This window comes from Parasphingopyxis lamellibrachiae (assembly GCF_003385775.1).
In the GTDB taxonomy this organism is placed as follows: domain Bacteria; phylum Pseudomonadota; class Alphaproteobacteria; order Sphingomonadales; family Sphingomonadaceae; genus Parasphingopyxis; species Parasphingopyxis lamellibrachiae.
In genome coordinates, this window is sequence record NZ_QRDP01000004.1 from 309,256 (window position 1) to 324,917 (window position 15,662).

The window sequence follows — 15,662 nt, forward strand, 5'->3', positions numbered from 1 at the left end:
TTCTTAAAAGGAACTCTAAAACCCGAGATCGCGGAACGTCTGCTGGTCGAAGCGCAGGCGGAAGGTGACATAGGGGCCGCTGCGCGTGTAGCGGGCGGCCTCGAAATCGCGGTCTTCGAAACCGGTTATGTTGTAACCGACGGAAATCCATGTGTTTTCGACCGGGCTGATGCCGATATTCGGACCGGCGGACCAGGTCCATGCGCGGCCGCCATTGCCCTCGCGCACGCTGGCGGCGGCACCGATATCGACGGTTTCCGACAGATCGAACCGGGCGTCCGCGCCGACAAGGTTGCTCCAGCCTTCGACATCGGCCGTACCGAAGCGGTCAGACACATAGCGTGTGCCCCAGAAGAAGGTGAACTCGCTGCGGCTCAACCAGTCTTCGCCGCCGAACATGCCGAGGCTCGATCCGGTTGGCGAATAGTTGAGCGAGAAGCTGTTGACGATACGGCGCGATCGCAGATCGCCGGTGACGATCAGCGGCGCGCTGCCGACTGGGCCGGGCTGTCCGGCGACCGCGTTGGTGATAGCATCGCTGCGCAGCTCCAGCTTGTTGAGAAAGGACCAGTCGCTGTCCGCCGGGCGATGGGCGAGCGAGATTTCGAGCGATGTTATTTCACTGGTTGCGCCGCCATCCTGTTCCGCGCGCAGCCAGGAGAAAGCGCCACCAACCGCGCTGCCTTCGCCGATCTGCCGGAGCAACGAGGTGGTAAGGCCGTAACGGTCTTCGCGTTCGCCATCACGGTATTCGGCGCGCCCGGCCCAGCTCCACCGGTCTCCGCGATAGGTCGCACCGGCGGTGACCGCGGTGAAGTCTTCGGTCAGGACCGGACTGGTGCCATTGCCGACAAAGCCGCCGCTGGCAACGGGCTGGGCGGGATTGAGCACGGTGTCGGGATCGATACCGCCACCCAGCGTCTTGTTGCCGTCGAGCGAGAAATCCAGCGACCAGTGTTCACTGAGCACGAGCGACTGCGCGAAACCATAGGCGGCAAAAGTTCGCGGGCCATATTCGCTGATGTCCTGCTGGTTGCCGGCAAGCGAGATCCGCGCGCCCGACCAGGGCTGGAGGTCGAAGCCAACTCGCGCTGTGCGCGCATCCACCGTATCGCCATCGGCAATCTCATAGCCGCCGACCAACGTCAGCCAGCTGGTTGCAGCGTATCTGGCGGTAAACTGGTGCCGGGCGGGGAAGTCGACGCTTTCCGCGTCGTCCAGAGCGAATTCGGTCTGGGCGTCCAGGGTGAGTTTGTCGCTGAACAGCCGCTGCGTCGCCCCAAGCTGGAGAAGTGTCGATTCGAGAGTGGAGCCGTCGCTGAGCTGGTCGTTACTGTAAATAATGCCGACGCGGCTATCTGTGTTGTCGCCATGATATTCGAGCAGCGCCTGTCCGGCGATCCTGCGTGCACCGGTCGACAGGAAGTCCTCGTGCCAGCCGCTGGCGGCGAGCGAAAGGGAGCCGCCGAGGCGAACTCTGCCGTCGAAACCAAACTTGCGCGTACCCCGTTCGGCTCCGCTGAGTTGTCCGACGCCGAAATTCTCTTCCTGTTCGCGCGCATAGGCGAGGATATCGAAATCCGAACTGTGATGCTCGGCTTCGACCAGCCAGGCGGTCGCCGTGCCGGGATTGTCCTCGGTTGCAGTGGCACTGGCGCCCGGATCGCTGTCGCTTGCCGCGAATTCTGCCCGCACTTCGGTCGAATCGCTGGGCCTCCAGCGAATGTCCACCGCGGCCATATTGGTCTCGCGCTGATTGTCGTCATCCCGGATCGCCGTGGCGCCGATTCGCAGCCTTTGGTCGGCGCTGCTCCAAGTGATGCGGGCGCCTGCATTGACGCGGCGTGCGGCCACACCGTCGACTTCATACTCGACCACGATGAATTGCGGGTTGAGGCTGGAATCGCGGCTGAGGATCGGCTCCCGGAAGCGGACGGTGCCGCTGAAATAATCGATATCGTAATCGATATGGCGAACCAGAGTCTGGCTCGACACGATAATATTGGAGCGCAGCTTGTCGCGAACCTCAAGGGTGATCCGCTCGCTGTTGGCAAGCAGTTGTGTGCTGCCGATGGCATAGGGGCCGGTCAGGCCGTTGCCCTGAATCTCGACGCGACGGAAGCGGTGCGGCGTATCCGCCACAAAGGCCGTGGCCGATACCCGCGCATTGCGAAACTCGGCACGCAGACCATTGAAACTGCGATTGTAGCGCGCAAGCTGGGTTTCGCCGAAATTGGTCTCATAATCGCCGAACATCGCATAGAATTGCGGGCGTTCGAGCCTGAGATAGAGACGGCGGACGCTGGCTGCACCGAAGCGGCGCTCGGAGCGATCCGCATAGATGGTGTAATATTGGTTCGGGTCGATCACACCCTGGAAGCGCGTTTCGTCGCGCTCGGAATCGCTGTCATAGGCCAGGGTCATCAGCCAGCGCCCGGTAACCCGGCCGCGCGCATAGAGAGCGATCCGGGCGTCGGTATACCAGCTCTCCTCATTGGCACCGATCTCTTCGAGATTGCGGTCGAGATGATTGAAACCGACCGTGCCAGCGGCGAAACCGACGATGGTCCAGGGTCGGTCGCCCGGTTCCAGCCAGGTTTCTACGCTGTGTTGGCGGGAGACTTCCCCGTCGCGGAAAGGGAAGGTGATCGCCAGCGTACCGCTAACCGTCGTTGGTTCGAGCTCGATATAGGCAATGCCGTCATCGCCCTCCACGCGCCATGCCGGTGCCGCGTGCTCCAGGCCCGAAAGTTGTCTCGCCTGCATCGCATCGGCCTCTACCGCCGGGAAATAGGGGGAGGGGACCGAAAAGTCGCCCGTCAGACCATGATGGACGGGCTGGCCGTCCCGGTCTGTGAGCCGGACCGCAATGATCGGGCGCGATACACCGTCGGCAACCAGTCGCGAACGGTTCGGCAGGAATTCGGCGCGGATCGGCGCATGACCGAAATGTACGCTGCGCGTGAGTGTCTCGACGACCGCGCCATTGGTATCCAGGACTTCCGCGACGAGCCGGTTTTCGCGCGGCTCGATCCCGATGCCGCGCCACTGGCTGATCGCAATGCTGTTCGCAGCATTGGTGCGCACGCCTTCGAACGCGATGGGTGCTGTCGGCGCGCCATTCAGAGACAGGCGCACAGTCTGGCCGGGCAGATGCTTGATCGCGACGCGGATCACACGGGCGCGCGGATTATGTTCAGGTTCCGGGAAGAGCCATGCGATACCGGGCTGCTGACCGGCAAACCAGTCGCGCTCGGTTCCCGCTGCATCGGCGTCCGACAAAGGCGCCGGGCGTTCGGCAATGGCCGCTGTTTCCGGCGCCTCGCGAGGCTCGACCGCACGAACCACGAAATCGGCGCGGTATAGCCCGCCGCCCTGGCCCTCAACGAAGCGGGAAAAGGCGCGGCCGGCCGATCGCGTGTTGCGCGCGCAATCGACAGCCGCCCGATCCAGCGGGAGTGTCGATTCGTCCATCTGGACGACATGCAGGCCCGGCACGACGGCTTCGAAATGATAGCGGCCCTCGTCATCTGTGACCGCATAGCTGCCATCTTCCATTATGACGCGAACACCGGCCACGCCAGCGGCAGTGCGCGGATCGACGCCGCAGCCGCCTTCGGTGATCCGGCCGATGATGGTCATCCGGCTGGCGATGGTGTCGCGCTGAATGCGGATCGTCGCGTCCGCGATGGCGCTGATATGGCCGTGATCGTCGCGGACCCGGGCGCTGTTGGTGGCGTTCCCGGCCGAAGCTTGTGGAAGCACTTCGGTGATATAGGTGAGAACGGCTGACGTTCCGGCGCTCAGGCTTGGAATTGCAACCGCGAAACTGCGGCCGTCAGGCGCAAGCGTCACACCATTGGCAATGGGTTCGCCATCCAGGCGCAGCGAGTCCAGCCGCAGTCGCAGCTGGGACGGAAGCGTGTCCGTAATCACGAGCGGACGTGTTGGTCGGCTCGGATCCGTGCTGCCAACGCGAATGCTGAACAAGATCGGGTCGCCCGGCACGGCCATCTGCCGCGATGCCGCTTTTTCGATCTGTAGCATGGCCGTAGGGCGATCGAGAGGAATATCGATGCGGATCGACCCCACATCGCCCAGCGTGAAGGATTCTCCGAAAGACCCGGTTACGATGTCATAGGAATCGCCGCGGGAATCGACGAAACCCGCCAATTCCTGAGGACTGGCCTGGGAGATGCCGGTATAGGGGGCGGGCGGTTCGACGATCAGCCGGTATCGGCCCGGCGGTACGGCCGGAAAGAAAAAGTCTCCGGTTGCCGGCGTATAGGCGAAACCGCTGCCATCGGTAATCCTCTGTCCAGTGGTTACCGTCGCCGGAAAACTCGAAACGCCGTCACCGCCAAAGACCTCGGCAGGCTGGCCCGTCGTCGCATCGACCAGCGTAACCCGTGCGCCATCTACCGGGGCGCCGGTTTCGCTGTCGAAGACGGTCGAACCGAAATCGTCGAGCACATCGACGGCCAGTTCGCGGAAAGACCGCGAACGGCTGGGGTCGGATGTGGAGATGGTGAGAGCGGAGCCCGGCACGACCGACAGGATGCAATTATACTGGATGGGTGCGGGCGGAATGGCTGCGGTCAGAATGAGGCCGCCGAATATTCCGGTGTCCGGTCCGGTTTCGGTAAGGATCATTTCCTCGGCGTCGCCTTCACGTGTTTCTATAATGATTTCATAGGTTTCCAGTACGGCGGGATCGCGATTGCTCGCTGCATGCTCGACCATGAAGATCAACGGCTCGCCGGCCCGTATCTCCGTTGCGCCACTGATTTCAGCCGGATCGAGCGGCATATCCGCATAGGCTCCGCCCAGACGCGGCGCGGTATAGGGGGCTACGGCGACGCAGCTTGTCGCAGGCAGAACTGCATATGTTCCGCCCCCATTTCCAGAGCCGAAATGGTACAGGCTGATTTCCGGCGGCAAACCGCTCGTATCGACGACAATTTCCACGGCGTTGGAGGGTTCACGCACGCGCTCGCCCAGCTCATCCCATTCGGCATAAGCGATATTGCTGATCGTTTGGGCATGCGCGACCGTACCCGCCGACGACAAAAGCGCGGCGAACAGTGCAAGAAACATTGCACATATCGAAAGGATCGTATGACGCATGGTAGCCGAGCGATGGCCGCCGGATATCCGCCCGGCGGCCATGCCCATTCCGCTTAGTTGATCGTTGCGCGGAAAGTTACGATCTCAGTCGTACCCGCGGCCACGGTGCCGATTGTTGCGGAAACGGTGCCGGCAGCGAACGAACCGCCCGATGAACCGGCGCTGTTGTCACAGCCGGTCAGCACATCGTCGGCCGTGTTGCCCGGCGTTCCATTGTCGTCGATTGTCGCGGTGCCGCCGATTACGATTGAGGATGCGACGAAGGTCGTCGTGGCCGGAATCGTATCGGAAATCGCCACACCTGTGGCATCGGCACCGCCAGAAGCATTGGTTACGGCGATACAATATTCGACCGTGGCTCCCGGAATATTGTAGAATTCCGTGGCTCCCGAGATCGGATAGTTGACGGCAAGCAGAGTGCTGCCCTTGAGTGCGCTCAGGGCAGCCGCCTGCACAGTGAAATCGTCGTCGTCGAAGGCGATGCCGTCGAAAACGCCGTCGGTATCGGCGAAAACGGTATCCACACCGGCTGTGTCGCCGCCGGTCGTTGCCGTGATCGCGGCGCCTACCGCGCCCCCGGTCGTGCCGGCATTGCCTTCACGGGCCGTACCGGTCAGTTCGACATCCGCCACACTGCCGGTCGCCAGGCCGAGCGCAATGTCGGCAACAACGAAAACACGGCGGGTTTCTCCATTGTCCATTTCGTCGAGAAAGGTGACCAGCGTATCACCGGCATCGAAACTGCCATCGCCGTCATCCTCGTAGATGCGAACATTGCTGGCATTGAAGCTGTCGGTGCCGCCATGGGCCGCTGTACCGCCGACAAGCTGCGATACAGCAAGGGCGATATCCACATATCCATTGGTTTCATTGGTCACGTCGAATGTCGTCACAGCATCGTCCTGGCCGGGCGACACTGTGGTTGTGGCATTCCCCAACTCCGCGACGATCACGTTGACCGCACGGTCAACCGTGAAGGTATCCGCCGCCGTGATATCGCTCTGGTCCACGCCGCCGACCTGATAGTCGACCGTAACAGTGTTGGTGATGCTTGATCCGGCATCGGTCCCTGCTGCGATTGCAGGGTTAGCGGCCAAAGCCACAAACGCTACACTGCTGACAGAGACGAGATATTTCGTCGTCCTTTTCATTTTCTTTGCCTTAAATCTGTCATTCCAGTGCCCTTCACCCCCCGGTCCGCTGGCACAATTTGGCGGTTACAGTGCGGCTATCTCACGATGCCGCGAAATTTGAGTTGGCCGGATTCGCCAGCCGGGATCGGCTCGGTCAGCGTCCAGCGAATATGCGTTACGTCCGCGGCGTGGGCAGGGCGTTCCACGCCGCTTTCCTCAGCGATTCGAAGCTCGGCGAGCGGCCCGAAAACGGTACCTCCATCGACCGAATATACCGCGCCGCTATCGATCGCTTCGCCGAAGACAACGGCTTCCGGCATCGGATTGGTGACGACGAAATTTTCCGCCGCTTCCGCTCCGGTGTTCTGATAGGTGAGCACGAAGAGCAGATTGTCTCCGGGAACGACGCGTGTCGGTTCCTCCAGGGTAACCGTGACGCTGCCATCGGCCTGTTCCGCGCTGCGTTCCACAAACACTTGGCTGTCGAGCGCGACCTGGTTGCCCAGAACGGCACTCGCCGGCGCGATAAGGGCCAGAAATGCGATAAGAAATTTCATGCTCAGTCTCCGTCAGTCGATCACGACTTGAAATTCGATGATGTTGGTGGTGCCGCCGGCCACGGTTCCCAGCGTCACAGCGATGCCGGAGCCGTCGAACGTACCGGCGTCGGCGTCGGCGGTGTCAGTAAGGCCGGTGCTGTCCAGCGTGATGCTTTCATCGACATAGGTCGTGGCGCCTGGAATGGCGTCAGTGATCACGACATTGTCTATCGAGCCGCTGCCGGTCGTTTCGGCAGTCAGGCGATAGGTGATGACTGAACCGGGAACCTGCGTAGCGCCGCCGAACGGATCCAGGACGGTTGCCGATTTCGTCAGATCGAGCGTCGCGTCGACGACCGCATAAAAACCGCTGTCGTTCGCGGTTGCCCCGGTGGACCCGACAACCGCATCGCCGCCGCCTTCGCCCTGACCTGCAAAGACGGTACCAGGCGTGCCGCTGCCGGTTGCTGCGGTTCCGGTGAGTTCGACTTCGCTGCGTTCGCCATCGGCAGTGGTCGCAGGGATATCGCCAAGCAGGAATACCGTGATGCTGGCATCCGGGTCGAGCGTCGGCGGCGTGGCCAACGTATATAGCGTGTCGGTTCCGACATCGTAGACGCCGTTATCGTCGGTATCGATGAATATGGTGACGGCCGCCGGGTCGAAGTCATCGCTAGCGATATTCGGATCGATGGTCAGCAATACGGGCTCGGGTCCGTTGCCACCATTGGTAACGGTAAATTTCAGCACCGAATCGAGTTCGCCGGGCCGGACCGGAACGTCGCCAGGATCGGCGGAAGTTACGGCGATATCGAGAATCTCATCGACAATCAGCGATACCGTGTTGGAATCGACCGTAATCGTTGTGCCGCCATCGTCATAAGAGGCGGTGGCCGTATTTTCGATGGGCGTACCGGCTAGCGTCCCGGCTGCCTGAGCCTGAGACGCGAGGGAGGCCGGTGAAAGCGCGGCCAGCAATAGCGGCGCGCGCAGCGCGACAGAATGAAGATGTGTGCGTCGACGAAGCGACATTATTCATACCCCCCAGAGGAACGAAACGATCAGTTACGGGAGGGTAGATGGCCCATTAACGCTAATAAGGCGTAAAATTTGGCCGGAAAATTCGTAAAAACGCTATTTTTTGTGGAACTAATCGAGTTTTAGTTCGTTGACTGGGGTCGAAGTTAATAACTTTTATTTCGTTATGGTAAATAAAGAGTAAATATTCCAGCCGGCGCAGCGAAAGCTGAAAAAGGGCTGTGCTACTTTGCTTGACAGGGCTGAGCGCCTCGCCTAGTTCGCGCCTCTTCAACGCCTATGCGGGTGTAGCTCAGTTGGTTAGAGCGCCGGCCTGTCACGCCGGAGGCCGCGGGTTCAAGTCCCGTCACTCGCGCCATTTTCCAGTTTCCATCCACCGTAAAAGTGGCTTTAGCGGCAGGATCCAGACGATCCCTGCCGCGAGATATATGGGCGCTTGGAGTAGGGCGGGAAGGGTGCCGATCGACGCCGATGCGCTGGCGATGATGACGCACCAGACCACGATAATCGTAACAATGAGCAACATTCCGAATGGCTTGCGCCAGCTTGGGGTCATGACGTCACCTTTATGAATCGATCCGGAGTCGCAATAAAATCGAGCGGTTGGTCCCAGGGGTCTGCCGGCAGCTGGTCCGCGATCTGGCACTCCCAGGCAAGGCCGATCGCAACAATCGGCCGCTTTTTCCGCGATTTGGCAAGATAGCGGTCGAAATGGCCCTGTCCCTGTCCGATACGATTGCCGTAACCGTCCGCCGCAACCAGCGGGATCAATATTGTATCGGGCTCGGCCATATCGTTTTCCGGGCTCGGCTGGCTGATCCCGAAAGGCCCGCGTTCGAGCGGTCCGTCCAGCATTTTGAAGGTCATGTCGGCCGAGCGATCGGTGAACCATGGAAGGGCGATGCTATGGCCATTGTCCCGGAAGATGCCGAACATGGGAGCCGGGTCCAGTTCTGACGTCATGGCGGCATAGCCGCCGATCGTACCGGACAGAAGCCGGGCGTCGACAAGCCGGCTTTGCACATTCTGTATCGCAACAGTAATTTGAGAAAAATTCAACGATAAAACAAAATCTTGTCTTGCTTTATTAAAACAAGTTCTGAGTTCGTTTTTGGTCATGATCTCGCTCGTGCGGGTGGCGGGGCCGCCATGGTCGTTTGCCCGAAAATCCTCTGACGCCAGTAACGTCAGGTGGGCGCCATATGCACCGGATCCGGATTCTATTTCAAATCCCGCAACCCGGGCAGGGACAGCTCCCTTGGATGTTGTATCGCCTCAGGGATATTCGTGTAGGCTCGTACCGGGCAGCGCCCGCCGCAACCAATTTAGGAGAGCTGGTGGTCCGAAGCAAGCTTATCGCCGATAGCGGTGAGCTGATCGGCGAGTTTCTCCAGATCGTCGACGGCAGCGTTTGACGGCGCCTGCGCGCGATTCGAACGCAGTTCGTCGGCTTCATCGGCAAGCAGCAGAGAGGCGAAAAGCAGGATTCTCGCTTCTCCTAGATTTCCGCCAACCGCATTTTGGGCATCCACGGTCTTTGCATCGACCATCTGGCCCAGCTTTTCGAGCCGTTCCTCTTCGCCGTCGCGGCAAGCGACAGTGTAGCTGTGGCCAGCAATGTTGAGCGTGACTTCAGCCATTTTTTGCCCTTTCGACCTTGCCGATAATCCCGTCCAAGCCGTTTAGCGTCGATTCAGCCGTTGAACGAAGCTGGTCGTATTTTTGTTGTAGGGCATGGTGCTCTGCTTCCGGAACGGTCAGGACGCCGGTGTTGGGGGCTGCTTGCAATTCCTTCTGCAGCCGCGCGATCTCCTGATCCTTGAGCGCGCTGATATCGGCAATATCGGCGCGCAGCTTCGCAATCGTGCGCTCCCGATCGTCGAGCGCGTCCTGATGCGCCTTTTCCAGCGATTCGAATTCCGCCTTGCGCGCCGTGTCATCGGCCGGTGTGCCGGGAGGCGCGGCGAGCGGGCCGATCTCGGCAAGCTTGGCAACAGCCTGCTCGATCCTTGCAATTGCGCGGGCAAGGCGTTCGTCTTCCATGCGCTTTGCATAGCAGGAAAGCGCTTCCCGGCAAGTCTGTGGGCGTCGCGGTTGACGATAACCCCGTGACATTCCAATTGGTCGCGCGTGCCCGCGACTCGCTGGGCCGTCTTTCGGCCCTTGTGGGGGCCATGGGAGTCCGAACAGGGGATACCGAATGACCGTCAGCCAAACCCAGCTCGCCAATGCAATTCGCGCCCTTTCCATGGACGCGGTGCAGGAAGCCAATTCCGGCCATCCCGGAATGCCGATGGGGATGGCCGATGTCGCCACGGTCCTCTTTACAAAATATCTCAAATATAACCCACAAGCCTCTGAATGGTTTGATAGAGATCGGTTCGTTCTCTCGGCTGGCCATGGGTCCATGCTGATATATTCGCTGCTGCACCTGACCGGCTATGCGCGGCCGACAATGGACGAGATCAAGCATTTCCGGCAGCTGGGAAGCCCCTGTGCCGGCCATCCGGAAAACTTCCTGTTGCCGGGCGTCGAGGCGACGACCGGACCGCTGGGCCAGGGCCTGGCGATGGCCGTCGGCATGGCGATCGCGGAACGACACCTCAATGCGCAGTTCGGCGACGATGTGATCGATCACCGGACATGGGTGATCGCAGGCGACGGTTGCCTGATGGAAGGCATCAATCATGAGACGATCGGTCTGGCCGGGCATTTGCAACTTGGCCGGTTGATAACCTTCTGGGACGACAATGATATCACCATTGATGGCGGCACCGATCTTTCGACGAGCGAGAACGTTCCGGCGCGGTACGAGGCTGCGGGCTGGCACGTCACGAAATGCGACGGACACGATCCCGATGCGATCCGCTTTGCCATCGAAGAGGCGCTGGCTGATCCGCGCCCCTCGCTGATCGCCTGCAAGACGGTGATCGGCTATGGCGCACCCAATAAACAGGGGACTTCCGCTACCCATGGCGCGCCGCTGGGCGATGAGGAAATCGCCGCTGCCCGCAAGGAACTGGGCTGGGATGCGGCGCCTTTCGTGATTCCGCCGGAGATCGGCGAAGCCTGGCAGGCAGCGGGCGCGCGTTCGGCGGAGGTGCACGGCGAATGGCTGGAACGCCTGGCAAACCATCCCGAAAAGGCCGAGCTGGAGCGACGGATCGCGGGCGACCTTCCAGAAGGCCATGCGATGCAGGCCTATCTTGAAACACTGGCTGCCGAGCCGCCCAAAGTGGCAACGCGCAAAGCCTCGGAAATGGCGCTGACGGCGATCAACAAGGCTCTGCCCGATACGCTGGGCGGATCGGCCGATCTGACCGGATCCAACAACACCAAGACGCCCGCTACCGAGCCGCTGACCAAAGACGATTATGGCGGCCGCTATATCTATTACGGCATCCGCGAATTTGGCATGGCCGCCGCGATGAACGGTATGGCGCTGCATGGCGGTGTCATTCCCTATGGTGGGACATTCCTGGTCTTCGCTGATTATTGCCGGCCGGCAATCCGGCTTGCGGCGCTTCAGCGGGTGCGTTCCATCTTTGTCATGACGCACGATTCCATCGGTCTGGGCGAAGATGGGCCAACTCATCAGCCGATTGAGCATCTGGCCAGTTTGCGTGCGATGCCAGGACTTGATGTCTATCGTCCCTGCGATGCCATAGAAACAGCGGAATGCTGGGCTTTGTCGCTGAAGCGCAAGGACGGGCCCTCGCTGCACGCGCTGACGCGTCAGGGGCTGCCGCCCATGCGCAGCGATGTCAGTGAGAATCTCTCGGCCAAGGGCGCCTATCGCCTGCGCAGTGCGGAAAACGCCCGCAAGGTCGTGCTGCTGGCCAGCGGATCGGAGGTGCATCTCGCGGCCGACATTGCCAAGGCGCTGGAAGCCAAGGGCATAGGCGCGGATGTGGTGTCCATGCCGTGCTGGGAGCTGTTCGAAGCCCAGGATGCGGCCTACAAAGCCGATATTCTCGGCAGCCAAGAAAATGTCCTGCGCGTTTCCATCGAGGCGGGGGCGACATTTGGCTGGGAACGCTATACCGGCAGCGATGGAATGAATTTCGGGATCGATCGCTTCGGCGGTTCGGCCCCTGCCGACAAACTGTTTGAATATTTCGGGCTGACTGAAGCGGCGATCACACCGCAAATCCTGTCGGCACTCAAGAACTAAGGAGACATTTCCCATGGCAGTCAAAGTTGCAATCAACGGATTCGGACGCATTGGGCGCCTTGTGGCGCGGGCGATCTTCGAACGAACCGATCACGACATGGAGCTCGTTGCGATCAACGATCTCGCGGACGCGAAGGCCAATGCGCTGCTGTTCCAGTATGATTCGACCCATGGCCGCTTCCCGGGTGAAGTGACGGCAAGCGAAAACAGCATCACCATCAACGGCAAGACCGTTGCCGTGACGTCTGAGCGCGACCCCGGCAATTTACCGCATGGAGAAATGGGCGTCGATCTCGTCCTGGAATGCACGGGCTTCTTCCAGTCGCATGAAGCTGCCGAACCGCATCTGACTGCCGGCGCCAAGCGTGTCCTGATTTCCGCTCCTGCAAAAAATGTAACGAAAACGATCGTTTTCGGCGTGAATCACGGTAGCCTGACCGCAGAAGATCTGATCGTCTCCAACGCCAGCTGCACCACCAACTGCCTGGCCCCGGTGGCCAAGGTGCTCAACGATACGGTCGGCATCGAGCGCGGATTCATGACGACGATCCACAGCTACACCAATGACCAGCGCATGCTGGATCAGATGCATTCGGACATGCGCCGGGCGCGCGGTGGGGCGCAGAACATGATCCCGACGACAACCGGCGCGGCCCGTGCGGTCGGCCTTGTTCTTCCGGAACTCAATGGCAAGCTCGATGGCAGTTCGGTCCGCGTGCCGACGCCGAATGTCTCGCTGGTCGATCTGGTCTTCACGCCGGGCCGCGATACTTCGGCCGAGGAATTGAATTCAGCTTTGAAAGCCGCCGCTGACGGCGCCATGAAAGGCGTTCTTTATTATACCGATCAGCCGCTGGTTTCGTCGGACTTCAATCATTATCCGGCAAGCTCGACCGTCGACAGCCTCGAAACTTCGGTCATGGAGGGCAAACTGGCCCGCGTGGTCAGCTGGTATGACAATGAATGGGGCTTTTCGAACCGCATGATTGATACCGCCAGCGTGATGGCAGGGCTGCTGTAGGGCGCGCGAGAACCGATTGAAGATGCATCATGCCGGACCCGATCCGGCATCCAGGGCAGCAGCCGATTTCGCCCATGGCCCTGGACCCCGGATCAAGTCCGGGGTGACGATATTCTGCGTAGTACAGAGGTGACGTCATGACGGCTTTTAAGACTCTCGACGATCTTGGCGACATTGCCGGGCAGCGCGCTCTGGTGCGGGTCGACCTGAATGTGCCGATGGCGGATGGCGCGGTGACGGACGATACGAGGCTGCGTGCGCATGTCCCGACGATCACCGAATTATCCGACGCCGGAGCCAAGGTGCTGCTGCTGGCGCATTTCGGCCGGCCCAAGGGTGAGTATCGGCCTGAATTCTCGCTGCAGCAGGTTGTGCCTGCGCTGTCCGATATATTGGGACGGGACGTAATCTTCATGGAACGCCCGAGCGGGCAGGCGATTGCCGATCTGCCGAACGGTGCGATTGCCGTGATCGAGAATACCCGGTTTGCAGCGGGCGAAGAGAAGAACGACCCGCAGATGGCAAAGATGATCGCCTCGTTCGGCGATTTTTACGTCAACGACGCCTTTTCCGTGTCGCACCGCGCCCACATGTCGACCGAAGGGCTGACGCATCACCTTCCTGCCTATGCCGGGCGGGCGATGCAGGCCGAACTCGACGCGCTCGAAGCCGCGCTCGGCAATCCCGAACATCCAGTTGCCGCCGTGGTCGGCGGGGCCAAGGTGTCGACCAAGCTCGACGTGCTTGAGCATCTCGTGACCAAGGTCGACCATCTGATTATCGGCGGCGGGATGGCCAACACTTTCCTCGCGGCGCGCGGCGTCGATGTCGGCAAATCCCTGTGCGAACATGATTTGACTGACACGGTCATCGCGATTCTCGAGGCAGCGGACGCGGCGGATTGCACGGTCCATCTGCCCTATGACGTGGTGGTCGCGAAGGAATTTGCCGCCAATCCGCCAACGCGCACGGTGAATGTCCATGAAGTGGCAGCCGACGAGATGATCCTCGATATCGGTCCGGCGGCCGTCGAGGCACTTGCCGACGTTCTCAAGACGTGCAGGACCCTCGTCTGGAACGGCCCGCTGGGCGCCTTTGAAACGCTGCCTTTCGACGCTGCAACCGTGGCACTTGCGCAAACCGCCGCCGCGCTGACCCGCGAAAGCTCGCTGGTATCGGTGGCAGGGGGCGGGGACACCGTTGCCGCGCTCAACCATGCGGGCGCTGCCGATGATTTCACTTTCGTTTCGACCGCGGGCGGCGCCTTTCTCGAATGGATGGAAGGCAAGGAATTGCCGGGCGTGAAGGCACTGACCAAATGAGCGAAAACGAAGCCGTAGGGTCCGAGGGCGGGCTCGTCCTTGTCACCGAAGGCGAATGGGCTGGCTGGTCGAGCTGGCAAAGCGATGCGTTCGAACAGCGCGCTGGCCCGTTTTACGAAAAGGTCGATGAAGACGGAAACGCCGTCTCCGCCTTTCGAGCCGAGCAGCGCCATATGAACGGGGCGGGTTTCATGCATGGCGGCTGTCTGATGACCTTTGTCGACAGCGCGCTCTTTTCGATCTCGCGCGAAGCGCTGGACGGGGGCCATGGCGTTACGCTCAACCTGACAGGCGATTTTCTCGAACCGGCGCAGGTCGGGCAGTTGGTAGAAGCGCGCGGAGAGGTCGTGCGGGTCGGCGGCAAAACGATCTTTACCCAGGGGATCGTCACCGCTGATGGCAAGCCTGTGCTTCGCTTCAACGGAATAATTCGCAAGATCCGTCGCTGACGCGCGGCCGGTTATCGATGCTCCGGATTGGGGGCATCGAAACGGCAGCCCGCATCCCATGCGGTGCGCTGATTGCCATGCGCGGGAACTCCACCCGCATCTTTTAGCATTCGCGCATAGTGCATCAGGTTCCATGTCGCGAAGGTCGTGTTGCGGCGGGTGAAATCATTGTCGATGCCCGCGCGCGTCCCGTCTTCCTGCTTGTCGCCATAAGAGGCGCCGGGCCCCGCTTCGCCGATCCAGCCGGCATCGGCCTGGGGCGGGATCGTGTAGCCGATATGCTGGAGCGCATAGAGAATGCTCATCGCGCAATGCTTGATGCCGTCCTCATTCCCCGTGATGATCGCGCCGCCGACCTTGCCGTAATAGAAATACTGGCCCTTGTCGTTGGTCTCGCCCGAATGGGCATAGAGTCGTTCGATGACTTGCGTGGCGACGGAAGATTTCTCGCCCAGCCAGATCGGTGTGCCGATGATAAGAATGTCGGCGGCGGCGACTTTCGGCCAGATTTCCGGCCATTGGTCCGTGTCCCAGCCATGCTCTGTCATATCGGGATAGACGCCAAAGGCGATATCATAGTCGGCAGGCCGGATATTTTCGCACTGGACGCCATTTTTGCCAAAAATAGTCTCGACCATTTCGAGCAGGGAATCGGTGTGGGAGGGTTCGGGCGATTTCTTGAGCGTGCAGTTGAGAATGAGCGCCTTGAGATCGCTGAAATCGGTTCGGTTGTCGCTGCAAAGCTGTTTCTGGATATCGTTCAACATGAAATGTCCTCCCTTGGCCCGGGTTCGCAATGCTATGCACGGCGGTTACTGGCGCACCGTTGCCCAAGGCCGCGCCCTTTACTATCAGACGC

General features: G+C 60.7%; 13 protein-coding genes, 1 tRNA gene and 1 other RNA gene. 5 read left to right on the plus strand and 10 right to left on the minus strand.

Going from position 1 to position 15,662, the window contains the following annotated elements; genetic code table 11:
• Window positions 1–15: 15 nt before the first annotated feature.
• The 4 genes from DFR46_RS01655 to DFR46_RS01670 all read right to left on the minus strand — a co-directional run bounded on the left by DFR46_RS01655 (window position 16) and on the right by DFR46_RS01670 (window position 7,831).
• Window positions 16–5,127, minus strand: coding sequence for a DUF11 domain-containing protein (locus DFR46_RS01655; RefSeq protein WP_147297595.1), 5,112 nt, complete (start codon window positions 5,125–5,127; stop codon window positions 16–18).
• Window positions 5,128–5,180: 53 nt separating this feature from the next.
• On the minus strand, window positions 5,181–6,278 hold the full coding sequence (locus tag DFR46_RS01660; protein WP_116234875.1) for a DUF11 domain-containing protein: 1,098 nt from the start codon (window positions 6,276–6,278) through the stop codon (window positions 5,181–5,183).
• Between the two features lie 77 nt (window positions 6,279–6,355).
• Window positions 6,356–6,817, minus strand: coding sequence for a DUF11 domain-containing protein (locus tag DFR46_RS01665; RefSeq protein ID WP_116234876.1), 462 nt, complete (start codon window positions 6,815–6,817; stop codon window positions 6,356–6,358).
• 12 nt (window positions 6,818–6,829) lie between these two features.
• Window positions 6,830–7,831 carry a DUF11 domain-containing protein gene (locus DFR46_RS01670; RefSeq protein ID WP_116234877.1) on the minus strand — a complete coding sequence of 334 codons (1,002 nt, stop codon included), beginning with the start codon at window positions 7,829–7,831 and terminating at the stop codon, window positions 6,830–6,832.
• Window positions 7,832–8,118: 287 nt separating this feature from the next.
• On the opposite strand from DFR46_RS01670, the gene DFR46_RS01675 reads away from it, so the two are divergent.
• Window positions 8,119–8,195 (plus strand) — tRNA-Asp (locus DFR46_RS01675).
• On the opposite strand, the gene DFR46_RS01680 is transcribed toward DFR46_RS01675, so the two are convergent.
• The 5 genes from DFR46_RS01680 to DFR46_RS01695 form a co-directional block, all read right to left on the minus strand.
• Window positions 8,184–8,393 (minus strand): DUF2842 domain-containing protein, encoded by a 210-nt coding sequence (locus DFR46_RS01680; RefSeq protein ID WP_116234878.1) that lies wholly within the window; start codon window positions 8,391–8,393, stop codon window positions 8,184–8,186. The genes DFR46_RS01675 and DFR46_RS01680 overlap by 12 nt on opposite strands.
• Window positions 8,390–8,956, minus strand: a complete 567-nt coding sequence (locus DFR46_RS01685; RefSeq protein ID WP_116234879.1) for a 5-formyltetrahydrofolate cyclo-ligase — start codon at window positions 8,954–8,956, stop codon at window positions 8,390–8,392. Before DFR46_RS01685 ends, DFR46_RS01680 begins: the two co-directional genes overlap by 4 nt.
• Window positions 8,957–8,974: 18 nt before the next feature.
• Window positions 8,975–9,151, minus strand: a non-coding RNA gene (gene ssrS / locus DFR46_RS15030) — 6S RNA.
• An 11-nt stretch (window positions 9,152–9,162) separates the two neighbouring features.
• Entirely contained in the window at window positions 9,163–9,477 is a 315-nt protein-coding gene (locus tag DFR46_RS01690; protein ID WP_116234880.1) for a cell division protein ZapA, read from the minus strand.
• Window positions 9,470–9,880: a hypothetical protein gene (locus DFR46_RS01695; protein ID WP_116234881.1), complete on the minus strand. Its 411-nt coding sequence runs from the start codon at window positions 9,878–9,880 to the stop codon at window positions 9,470–9,472. Before DFR46_RS01695 ends, DFR46_RS01690 begins: the two co-directional genes overlap by 8 nt.
• Window positions 9,881–10,037: 157 nt before the next feature.
• Here DFR46_RS01695 and tkt point away from each other — a divergent pair, with 157 nt between their 5' ends.
• From tkt to DFR46_RS01715, 4 genes are all read left to right on the plus strand, one after another.
• On the plus strand, window positions 10,038–12,011 hold the full coding sequence (gene tkt, locus DFR46_RS01700; RefSeq protein WP_116234882.1) for a transketolase: 1,974 nt from the start codon (window positions 10,038–10,040) through the stop codon (window positions 12,009–12,011).
• Window positions 12,012–12,024: 13 nt separating this feature from the next.
• Window positions 12,025–13,032: a type I glyceraldehyde-3-phosphate dehydrogenase gene (gap, locus tag DFR46_RS01705; protein ID WP_116234883.1), complete on the plus strand. Its 1,008-nt coding sequence runs from the start codon at window positions 12,025–12,027 to the stop codon at window positions 13,030–13,032.
• A 137-nt stretch (window positions 13,033–13,169) separates the two neighbouring features.
• Window positions 13,170–14,354, plus strand: coding sequence for a phosphoglycerate kinase (locus tag DFR46_RS01710; RefSeq protein WP_116234884.1), 1,185 nt, complete (start codon window positions 13,170–13,172; stop codon window positions 14,352–14,354).
• The gene (locus tag DFR46_RS01715; RefSeq protein ID WP_116234885.1) at window positions 14,351–14,803 is read left to right on the plus strand and encodes a PaaI family thioesterase; all 453 of its coding nucleotides are present in this window, start codon (window positions 14,351–14,353) and stop codon (window positions 14,801–14,803) included. Before DFR46_RS01710 ends, DFR46_RS01715 begins: the two co-directional genes overlap by 4 nt.
• 11 nt (window positions 14,804–14,814) lie before the next feature.
• Here the strand turns inward: DFR46_RS01715 and DFR46_RS01720 are convergent, their stop codons facing one another.
• Window positions 14,815–15,570 carry a flavodoxin family protein gene (locus tag DFR46_RS01720; RefSeq protein ID WP_116234886.1) on the minus strand — a complete coding sequence of 252 codons (756 nt, stop codon included), beginning with the start codon at window positions 15,568–15,570 and terminating at the stop codon, window positions 14,815–14,817.
• Window positions 15,571–15,662 lie beyond the last annotated feature (92 nt).